Consider the following 10883-nt stretch of genomic DNA (forward strand, 5'->3'; position numbering starts at 1 on the left):
AGTATTGTTATCTTATTGATTATTGAACAATTACGAGGTAATCCCCCTCTGTTACGAGTGCGCAGCTCAAATCAGCACTGTCGACTGTAATACCTGCATACTTTTGGAAATGCGTTTCGCCCGTGGCGTAAGTAACATTGTAAAGTACATCTGCAGTGTTGTCACCATTGTTTGTAACCGTGATGACTACTTTAGAGCCACTTATGCTTGATGCAAAAATGTCCCAATTCCAGTCCGAGGTCTTGACAAGGTTGGTATCCCAGCCGGCTTGGCCCCATCCAAAATTGTCCATTCGAACCACAGCATTAGCAGCATCAGCAGCATTAGTGTCAGTATTCAAATTGCCAGCTTTACCAAGAGTCACACTAGGGCTGTGCCAATTTGAAGCATTGTCGGAGTAACAATACATTGTATATGTTTTACTCGAACCTGATGCGACGACTGCGGTATCCCCGTAAGTTGGCCATGGTGTCGAGAAGTCAGTAGCACCGATTTGACTTAGACCTTTTACAAGAGTCAACGGGCAAGTTGTAGTAACTGTGTCGTTTGCACCATAATAAGATATGACAGCAGACTGAGAACCGTCGGCAGCGGGTATCTTACTAAAATGAAGAGATGAGTTTGGTATAACACCTGTTGTATTATCTGAATATGTACCTGTTACTTCAAGACCTTGCGTATTGAATATGATAGAATCGCTGTTAAAGTAATAGTATGTGGAAATGTTTGGCTGAGTAGTAACCGCCAGACTTGCAACAGGCATTTTCACCTCTATATTATAGTAGGTTGATACAGCCTGGGTATATGCACCTTGCTTGGTTTTGTTATAAGACACAATAACCGTCTTTTGACCAAGTGTAGTCAGATCAGGAATAACGTTGAATGTTAAATCTGTCGTATCAACTTCGGTAGAAGATCCATCAGCAAAATAAACAGTAGCTGTTGCATTACCCCAAACATCTGCATTGCCTAACTCAGTAAAAGTAGGAGTTCCTTTAACAACAAGTGAGTCCGGATTAACGTCTTCTACTGTAGTTATTTTAGAAGGTAACAAGTATGCCTGTTTCATCACGAAATGACTGTTATCGCAAATTAAGTAAGCCACGATATCATCAGTGGCAGAAACCGGTTGTTGATAGGTTTCGACCAGTGTTGTACCATTTGTTCCAACAGCAGTCGCTGTTACGAATGCATTGCCGGTCACCGAGTGATCAATATCGATTGAAACAGTAGCACCATCCATCGTTTGGCGGAAGTCGTCCCAAATATCGCCGTTACCGTTGGTATCGGGATAATTTTGGGTAATCATGTTTAAGTCGAAATCACTGTTACCCCAGCCGTAAGCATCAGAACGGAGAACAAAGTATTCTGAATAGGCGGCATTGTCGTCGGTACTATGAGCTGCTAAATTGGCAACACATAGGTTCCAGTTGTTCCAGTTGTTTGCCTCAGAACCGTGGTTAACAAACTCCAAATGCAAGAGCTTGTTTGCCGGAACGGTAAAGTAATCAGAGAATGCAGTATGCCATGCGGAACTGTTATCTTCAGCTCCTACTATCGCTGTAGTGATAGTAAGGTAAGTCGTGTCACCTGTATCCATACTTGCTTTTGCAGCTGCAATTGAGTCGATCCTGCTCTGCAGGTCGGCGGGGGCACCAATTGAATAAGTATCCAACTTCTGGCACCCGGCAAAGCCAAATGCTGCCAAAACTGATGCGAACAAAACGCACCTCATCAGTTTAGTTGTTTTCATAGATTTAAATTTGATTGAATTCATCCTGTTTTATATTTATATGCGGTTCGTTTGTGTCGTAACCAACACGATGATTTAGTTTCCTGAAATAGCGAATTTTCCAACCGTCAACGTCAGCAGGCAGTTGGTCGTGCTGCTTTTTCCCATTTGCATGGATGAGTTGATGGAATTACCAGCTCCATCATTGGCGATGGTTCGGTCTGCGGCATTCAATCATGCCCAATCAACAGATTCATATTCCAGGCAGTCTCTTAAGGGAGTTACTGCCGATCTGACGATCAATGTATGTTCTTATTGGGATTGGTTGTGCCACAAGCGGACATGCCTGTAGCCGAAATAGCAGACCTGCAGAAGCAAAAAGCAGGTGCGTAACAACAGCTTTCAGTTTCATCATAGGATTGGTTTGAATCGTTTAATTAAGTAGGGTAAAAATAGATTAAGGAAGTGTGCTTAATGAGGACGAAAGGATATTTGAAGTGGACAAAACAGGAATTCATTCGTGCACTCCTAAACGAACAAACACAAACAAGATGTAAATCAAACACTTATTTTTTAGCTTGAAATTCTGAAGGACTCATCCCATAGAATTTTCGAAAGATGCGGCTGAAGTATTTGGGGTCGTTAAATCCAACCCGAAAAGCAATATCTGAGATCGGTTCGTTACTTTGCCGGATCATTTCCACCGCTTTTTTCAGTTTGTAGGAATTGATGAAATCGGTAATATTCTGATCGGTCAGCGCCTTGAGTTTTTTGTACAACAGACTGCGACTGACAAACATTTCGCCGGCAAACTGAGCTGCAGAAAACTCCGGCTCGGTATACTTCTTTTCTAAAACATCGTAAGCCCTGTTCAGGAATTCTTTATCCAACGGATTGCTGGCAATTTCATTCACAGGAGCTTCATGTGTTGTGCTGAACATTTTCTTCAATTTCCTGCGACCTTCTATCAGGTTTTTCATTCGGGCCTGTAAAACCTGCAGATTAAAAGGTTTTGGTATGTAATCATCTGCGCCGGTCTCCAAGCCTTCAACCAGGTTTTCAACCATTGTCTTAGCAGTCAGTAATATCACAGGAATGTGACTCGTTTGAATTTCCCTCTTCAAACGACTGCACAACTCGATACCATCCATAACCGGCATCATCACGTCACTAATGATTAATTCCGGCGAATATTTTTTTGCCAATGCGAAACCTTCGTCTCCGTTTCCGGCTCCAATGATTCGGTAATCATTTCTCAATGTTTGAGTAAGGAACGTGCGCAAATCAAAATTGTCTTCCACAATCAGAACCAATGGCTTCGATTTGGCTTCCTCATCTTCCACCGTCGCGTCCAAATCTTCCTCAACAGCATCATAGTTTATGTTCTGAGCCAGCACATCCACTTTTCCCTGCAAATTCACCTCCATCGGAACAGCTGTTTGATCCAGCTCCTTCTCCTCAAACCGATCTTCCGTGTAGGGTAATAAAACTTCGAAACTGGTTCCACTTCCTTTTTCGCTTTCCACTTTAATTTCGCCGTGAAGGGCCTGGACCAGTTCGAACGTCAGTGCCAACCCGATTCCGGAACTTTTCAGGTTCGCGCCTTTCTCTTCACTAACCTTGTAAAAACGTTCGAAAATAAACGGCAAATGCTCTTTGTCGATTCCTTTTCCTGTATCAATCACCTTAATGCTAACGTACGGAATAGGAAAATCACCGGTCGCTTTTTCATGCACAAAGCTGACCTCCATTTTGATGTTTCCTTTGGGCGGAGTGTTTTTAAAGGCATTCGAAAGCAGATTGTACAAAATGTTCTCCAGCTTTTCGCCATCGAACCAGGTCTCTGCGGGAGCCTTTTTAGAATCGAACACATAATCCACTTGCTGATGCTGGGCCAAATCCTGGAAAGACTCAAATATCTGGAATAAAAATTCGTGTAGATTTCCCTTACTTACCCGGAGATCCATCTTACCCGACTCTATTCGCCGGAAATAGATAAGCTGATTGATGAGATGCAGTAAGCGTTGCGCATTCCGATTAACAATCTTCAATGTATGCAACGTTTTCTTATCCCCTTTCAGGGTCTTCATCAACTCCTCAACTGGATCGATTATTAAAGTCAACGGCGTTCTGAATTCGTGCGATATATTGGTAAAAAAACGTAGCCGGAGCTGATTGACCAGTTTCACCTTCTCGTTCAACGCGATCAATTCGTCACGCTGTTGTCCAATTTTTTTGTTCTGTTTTTCCAGTGCCTGCTTCTGTCCCTCAATCAGTTTCTGTCGTTCACCCAATTCCTGATTAATATGTCGCAGGTTGTCCGCCTGATGACGAAGGGTTTCTTTCTGTTCTTCAATTTTCTCGGTCCGCTCTTTCACCTGAAGCTCAAGCTTCCGCTTCTGTTCCTTGAGAAAACGGGTGCGATAGCGTATGTACGCCATCACAATCATAATAACAAATACAACGAACAACACCCGGAACCAGGCCGTATCGTAAAAAGGAGGATGAACGATGATTTTCAGTTCTGCCGGTTTATCCGACCAAATGCCATCGCTATTGGTTGCTTTGACCTTGAACGTGTACACACCTCCGGACAAATTGGTGTAGTTAGCAAACCGACGGGTAGCCGGAACTTCCACCCAATCCTGGTCGACACCTTCCATTTTGTAGGCATATTTTATCTTTTCAGGGAGGAAATAATCGAGCGCGGAAAACTCGATGGAGAAGACAGCATCTTTGTATGATAGCTCCACCTGTTTTGTTTCCGAGATTGACTTCTTCAGAATAATGTTCGAATGGTATTTTTTTCCAATCTTAACCGGCGTGTTGAACACCGAGAAATTTGTAAATGTTGGGGTGGTCGATTGGCGGTATAATTCAATGTCGGCCGCATTGAAATAATTCAATCCGGCAATACCTCCAAAATACAGATTGCCTTCAGCGTCTGCATCGGAAGCCGACCAATAGAACTGGTCGCTCAACAATCCATCTTTCACAAAGAAATTCTGGAATTCATCCGTATTCGGATTAAACTTCGACAACCCTTTATCGGTACTAATCCACAGGTTCCCCTGAAGATCCTCTTCGATGGCATAAGCCACGTTGTTGCAAAGTCCGTTCTTTTCATTAAAATGAACAAAGTGCCCTTTCCCGTTCCTCTCATCGACATATTTGCAGATGCCATCGCCGTAGGTTCCGATCCAAATGGTTCCATTCCTGGCTTCGTGCAACGAAATCACATAATTCCCCGGAAGGGAAAGCGAATCACCCGGTTCATTAAAGTACACCTGATAGCGGATGGAATCGAGTTGAGCAATGTTTTCAAGCTGACTGGTAGCTATCCGGTAAAGTCCGTTTCGTGTGCCAATCCAAAGGCGTTTATGGTGGTCCACCAGAATGCAACCAACCTGCAACGGTTCCGTTAGGTTCATCTTGTCATGGACATGGGCAAATACGTCATTGTTTAGGTTAAGAATATCCAACCCCCCCAACGTTCCCAGCAACAGTCTATTCTTATCCAGCTCGGTAATCGATGAAATGAAATCGGAACATATGCTCTGTGAATCCGCATCATTGTGGCGAAACGTTTGAAATTTCCCCTGACTCAACGAAACCAACCGGTTCAAACCGCCTCCCCAGGTTCCCATCCACAGCTGATGTCGGCTGTTCCGGAAAATGGAAGTGACAAAATTGCTTCCAATCGATCCCGGATCGTTTACATCGAACTCGAAGCGTTCAACCTTCTTTCCGTTATCTGTTACCCGGTTCAGTCCACCTCCGGCAGTTCCTACCCACAGTACATTCTTTTCCTTCAATATAGAATTGATGGTGTTGTGACTTAAACTGTTAGGATTGGCGGGATTATTTACCATCGAATGAAATGGCTTCTGATAAACATTGTAATAGTTTACCCCACCCTTATCGGTGCCAATCCAAACGTCACCCTCACCATCCGTTAAAATACTGTTTACAAACGGATTGTTCAGGTTCTCATTCTTCTCGGCATTTCCACTCAAGTGGGCAAATGTATGAGTAGCAGGCTCAAAATAGTTCAATCCCCCGAGCGTTCCGACGATAATATTCCCCAGTTTATCTTCCGCGATAGCGGTAACCCTGAGGTGATTCAGGTCCGTCGGATCATTCACCTGGTCGGAATAGTAATAAACGCGTTCTTTAGAAGCATCATATTCATACAATCCGATGTCGCTTCCCAGCCAAATATTGTCATTCGAATCGACGAAAACGCTGGAGATACTCACTCCCTGAACAGCATTCCTGATTTGCTTGTATTTTGGGGAATCTTGCAATGTTTTCAAATTGATCACGGCCAGCCCTTCACTCGTACCTACCAGTGCAAGGTCTTGGTAAATATTGATCTCATTGGTATGACGATTGGGTAATAAACCATTGTCCAGCTGGTGCGCTGTTGTATCGGTAGCTGAAAAGCTGATGTACCAAACTCCGTGGCTTGCTGTTGCCACCCAAAGACGATTCTGCTGGTCGAACGCCAGGTGACTTATGGAATAATTGCTAAAAGTAGATGCGATGTTATGGGGCGTGTAAAACTGGTCCTGACTGAAAAGATAATGTGCAAGGCCATTCCGGGTTCCCACCCAAATATCTCCTTTTTCATCTTCGCAGAGCGCCTGGACAAAGTTATCGGGCAAACCAGCCGGCTCTGATTCCTTCCGGTAGGTTTTGAAACTGTATCCATCGTACCGGCACAATCCATTCCATGTACCGAACCACATGAATCCACGCTTGTCTTTCAGAATGTAATCGACGGTATTTTGAGGTAACCCATCGTTGGCTGTTAAAAACTGAAATTTATAGTCAACGTTCTGTGCCGCCACAGTTTTTCCACCATCAAACAGAAGCAGAATGAAAAGCAGACCCAATGACCATATCGTCGATACCCTCGTCATCATCTGTTGTCAAATATAACACAAAGCCCCTACCATTTCACCAGAAGGTCTTTCACACGCAGCCTGTTTTAAAATATAAAAACTACAATCTGATTACAAGTGTATTTTTGACACCTTTTAGTATCTTAGTCGATTTTTTATGATACCACAAGCATTCATCGGGTGGTCAAACGGTCAGGACTCAAATAAAAAAAGCCATCCCTCACTGCTGAAGGATGGCTGAAATTCAGTTCAATTTAGTATCAGGCCAGGAATGTCATCAACACACCGGCAGCAACAGCCGAACCGATAACTCCCGATATATTACTGGCCATGCAGTACTGCAAAATATGATTACCCGAATCATGCTTCAATGCAATCTCATTCGCCACGCGTGACGCCATCGGAACAGCGCTCAATCCGGTAGCTCCCACCAATGGATTAATTTTCTTCTTCGAAAATACATTGTACACTTTCACTGCCACGATACCTCCTCCGATGGAAATAGCGAAAGCCAGAAAACCACCAACGATAATTCCCAGTGTCTTGGGCTCCAGAAATACATCAGCTGTCATGGTTGCGCCTACGGTTAAGCCCAGAAAAATAGTAGCTGAGTTCATGATGGTTGTGGTAGCCGCATCAGTCAGTCGGCCCACCGTACTTCCAATTTCCTTCACCAAATTACCGAAGAACAACATACCTAAAAGCGGAGTTGCTGTCGGCACCAGGATAGCAATCACGATGATCATCGAAATCGGAAACAGGATTTTCACCAGTTTCAGATTCTTGATCTTATGCTTCGGCGGGAACAGTTTGTCCTGCTCCTTCATGTTAATCTTCAACTCATTCTTCGAAACCAGACCTCTTACAACCATTGGGATAATCACCGGCACCAGCGACATATAAGAATAGGCCGCAATAGCGATCGGTCCCAGCAAATGCGGAGCCAGTTTAATCGTTGTATAAATGGCTGTCGGGCCATCGGCACCACCAATAATTCCGAGCGAACCGGCTTCTCGAGGTGTAAAACCGAGCGAAATGGCTGCCAGAAAAACGGTGAAGATGCCAATCTGTGCAGCAGCCCCAAAGAAAGCCAGTCTCAGGTTACGCAGCATCGGACCAAAATCAGTTAATGCCCCCACTCCCATAAAAATCAGTGGCGGTAATAAACCAGTTTTAATCAGCGCGTAATACAGAAAGTTCATGATGCCAAACTTGTGGGCAATCTCGAACAGGTTCATATAGTGCTCGTGTCCCAATTCGATGCTCTCACCGGGCACAACGCCCATCTGTCCACCGGGAAGGTTGGCCAGAATGATACCAAAAGCAATGGGAATGAGCAGTAAAGGTTCATATTTCTTCCGGATTCCGAGGTACAGGAGCACCGAGCCAATGAGCAACATCAGCAACACAGCGGGGTGCTCGAAGATCGCCTGGAATGCGGTCATTCGATACAGACTTTTTAAAATTTCCATGTTAATCAGGTTTCAGGCCTTACTTAATCCGGACCAGTACATCATCCTCTTCCACATCACTACCACTATTTTGAACAAGTTCCACAACCTGTCCGCCCGCATCGGCTTTAATGGCATTGTATGTTTTCATGGCCTCGACATATCCCACCAAGTCACCGGCACTAATGGTATCTCCGACCTTAATGCCCGTTTCAGAGGAATCTTTCGTTAAGTAAAATTTCCCTTCCAGCGGAGCAAGAATCTCCCGAACTTTTCCATCAACGGCAGGTTTCGCAGCGGGCTGACTACTTGTTGCTGCTGGCGCAGCAGTTGCTTCAGCAGCTGGTTGTTCGTCGCCATATGAAACGGTTACTTTAAAATTCTCTCCGTCAACATTGATATTCATGGAAGTTGGCGCAAAATCAGCTGATGCAACAGGAGCCGAGGCTGCCGGTGCAGCTGATTCAGGCTTGGTGTTCACTCCACTGCCTTCCGCTTTGCGCTTCGCTAAATCTTCGTTAAACGCTTTTTTGGCTTCGCCTGATTTATAGGCTCTGTATTGTTCGGGGTGCATGGCCAGTTCGAGCAGTTCTTCTTCATCCTGGCCGTAATCCCAACCTTTTTCGTCCATTTCCTTGCGGAAAGAATCGAGCGCATCTGGATACGGATCCTGCGGATGTCCGGTATAAAATTCTTTGCCCGCTTCTTTGGCAAGTTGTGCTAGTTCCGGAGCCAATTCTCCTGGTAGTTTTCCGGAATAACCCAGAATCATGTCCCAGATGTTATCGGCAATCATCGACCAGCGTTCTTTGCCTTTCTCCATCTGCATTACATTCATCAGCGCTAAATTCTTCACATACTGACTAAAGGGCGTCACCAGTGGCGGATATCCCAGTTTGGGCCAAATGTACTTCACTTCATCGAAAAGTTTGATGAGCAAATCGTCTTGCGAAAGTTGCGGTTGGTTGCGTTTTGCTTTCCATTTGTTCAGGCTCGCCAGGTTATTTTCCAGGTCAGCCATCAAACTTCCCATCATTCCGCCGGGAAGACCGGGACCAATCAACAGGGAGTTGATATAGCGGTTACGCGGAGTAATATAATATCCGAGGAAATCGTCCATGAATTCCTGTGTCAGGCTGCGCACCTTCATGTACTCTGTCATGTTGATATCCGGCACGTCAAAGCCGTCGTCCTTCAACATTTCGTGAACAGAGAGCAGATCGGCATGCCCTGTTCCCCACGAAAGCGGTTCCATACCTACGTCGATAATATCAGCTCCTGCGCGAGCTACTTCCAGTATGGAAGCCATGGTGAAACCCGGGGTAGTGTGTCCGTGGTATTCAATGATAATTTCGGGGTGTTTTTCCTTGATACCGGCGGTAATTTTCCCCAACCATGCCGGACGTCCAACTCCTGCCATGTCTTTCAGACAGATTTCATCAGCTCCTGCCTGAATTAAATCATCCGCCAGGTTGACGTAGTAATCCACTGTATGAACATCGGAGTAAGTAAGCGAAAGTGCTGCCTGAGCAATCATTCCGCCTTCTTTCGCATATTTAATGGAATCTTTAATGTTGCGCGGATCATTTAATCCACAAAATGAGCGGGCAATATCGGTTCCCTGTTTTTTCTTCACTTTGAACATCAGACGACGCACATCAGCCGGGACGGGGCTCATTCGGATGCCGTTCAGGGCACGCTCGAGCATATGAGTTTGGATTCCTGCATCGTTGAAAGGCTGTGTCCACTCACGAACTGATTTATTAGGATTTTCACCAAAAAGGAGATTGATTTGCTCAAACCCACCACCGTTGGTCTCTACTCGTGCAAAACATCCCATATTGACGATATGCGGAGCTACTTTCATCAACTGATCCACCCGGGGAACATATTTCCCCGACGACTGCCACATATCACGGTACAACAGTGAAAATTTGATTTTTCGCTTCATAGTTAAATTCTTTTTGCCGAATCGGCACAGTTGTTTTTATTGTTTTAAAGGTTTATTGGCTTGGGCTGGCGTGGGCGTCAGTCAAGTCAAAGTTTTTCGATATTGGTAATTTTTCCTTTGCCCCGGGTGGCCATGTTCACTGCGGCAGTAATGGCTGCCAACTTTTTTCGACTAATTCCTTCGCCCGTATTGGATGATAAGACCTTTTCTGCTTCCGGAAAATACTTATTAACCAGGCGGATAATTACATTTCCGAAAACTACGACGAGGAAAAGAATCAGAAAAACAGTGATCATACCGACTCCAAGAAGCTTAAATGCCAAAGCATATTCACCACTCATAATCTAGATATTTAATGTTTTACATTTTTATATAAAAGTTTTCCCACGAAGGCCAATTTTAGTGATTAAAACATTCAAAATGAAACTAAATAGTGGCGCCAAAATTCACTTTTTGTTCAAACAAAAAAAGGCCCTTCCGATTCGGAAGGGCCTTTAATATTCTGTATCAATTAATCAGCTAAGCTTCACCTTTGGGACCGAAATTCATCGGTATGCCCGGCTCGTGACCTTCAGCAATATTCTTGATGGGGCCATGAAGCGACTCATACTTTTGAATATTATCCTGTAAAGCCTTCATCAGCCTTTTGGCGTGCTCGGGGGTAAGAATCACCCTCGATTTCACCTTGGCTTTTGGAAGTCCCGGCATTACCCGGATAAAATCCACAATAAACTCGGTAGGCGAATGGGTGATGATGGCCAGATTGGAAAAGGTTCCCTGGCCTACTTCATCACTCAATTCGATGTTCAACTGATTTTGTTGATTTTTATCTTCATTCATGG

Annotated in this window: 7 protein-coding genes; all 7 read right to left on the minus strand. The window is 44.5% G+C overall.

Annotated elements, in window-relative coordinates; genetic code table 11:
• Positions 1 to 19: 19 nt before the first annotated feature.
• A complete protein-coding gene (locus AC060N_RS16225; protein WP_479524726.1) occupies positions 20 to 1753 on the minus strand; it encodes a hypothetical protein in 1734 nt (577 codons plus the stop codon).
• A gap of 75 nt (positions 1754 to 1828) precedes the next feature.
• Positions 1829 to 1966 carry a hypothetical protein gene (locus AC060N_RS16230; RefSeq protein ID WP_479524727.1) on the minus strand — a complete coding sequence of 46 codons (138 nt, stop codon included), beginning with the start codon at positions 1964 to 1966 and terminating at the stop codon, positions 1829 to 1831.
• 332 nt (positions 1967 to 2298) lie between these two features.
• Positions 2299 to 6660: a two-component regulator propeller domain-containing protein gene (locus tag AC060N_RS16235; protein ID WP_479524728.1), complete on the minus strand. Its 4362-nt coding sequence runs from the start codon at positions 6658 to 6660 to the stop codon at positions 2299 to 2301.
• Positions 6661 to 6899: 239 nt separating this feature from the next.
• Positions 6900 to 8111 (minus strand): sodium ion-translocating decarboxylase subunit beta, encoded by a 1212-nt coding sequence (locus tag AC060N_RS16240; RefSeq protein WP_479524729.1) that lies wholly within the window; start codon positions 8109 to 8111, stop codon positions 6900 to 6902.
• Positions 8112 to 8130: 19 nt separating this feature from the next.
• Positions 8131 to 10041, minus strand: a complete 1911-nt coding sequence (locus tag AC060N_RS16245; protein ID WP_479524730.1) for a biotin/lipoyl-containing protein — start codon at positions 10039 to 10041, stop codon at positions 8131 to 8133.
• 86 nt (positions 10042 to 10127) lie between these two features.
• A complete protein-coding gene (locus AC060N_RS16250; RefSeq protein ID WP_479524731.1) occupies positions 10128 to 10382 on the minus strand; it encodes an OadG family protein in 255 nt (84 codons plus the stop codon).
• Between the two features lie 178 nt (positions 10383 to 10560).
• On the minus strand, positions 10561 to 10881 hold the full coding sequence (locus AC060N_RS16255) for a DUF3467 domain-containing protein (protein ID WP_106540145.1): 321 nt from the start codon (positions 10879 to 10881) through the stop codon (positions 10561 to 10563).
• Positions 10882 to 10883: the final 2 nt, after the last annotated feature.

The organism is Prolixibacter sp. DSM 2831 (assembly GCF_056493735.1).

Coding starts and splice junctions, on each gene's coding strand:
- AC060N_RS16250 (WP_479524731.1), bottom strand. CDS start 10,382: ATGAGTGGTGAATATGCTTTGGCATTTAAGCTTCTTGGAGTCGGTATG.
- AC060N_RS16240 (WP_479524729.1), bottom strand. CDS start 8,111: ATGGAAATTTTAAAAAGTCTGTATCGAATGACCGCATTCCAGGCGATC.
- AC060N_RS16255 (WP_106540145.1), bottom strand. CDS start 10,881: ATGAATGAAGATAAAAATCAACAAAATCAGTTGAACATCGAATTGAGT.
- AC060N_RS16235 (WP_479524728.1), bottom strand. CDS start 6,660: ATGATGACGAGGGTATCGACGATATGGTCATTGGGTCTGCTTTTCATT.
- AC060N_RS16245 (WP_479524730.1), bottom strand. CDS start 10,041: ATGAAGCGAAAAATCAAATTTTCACTGTTGTACCGTGATATGTGGCAG.
- AC060N_RS16225 (WP_479524726.1), bottom strand. CDS start 1,753: ATGAAAACAACTAAACTGATGAGGTGCGTTTTGTTCGCATCAGTTTTG.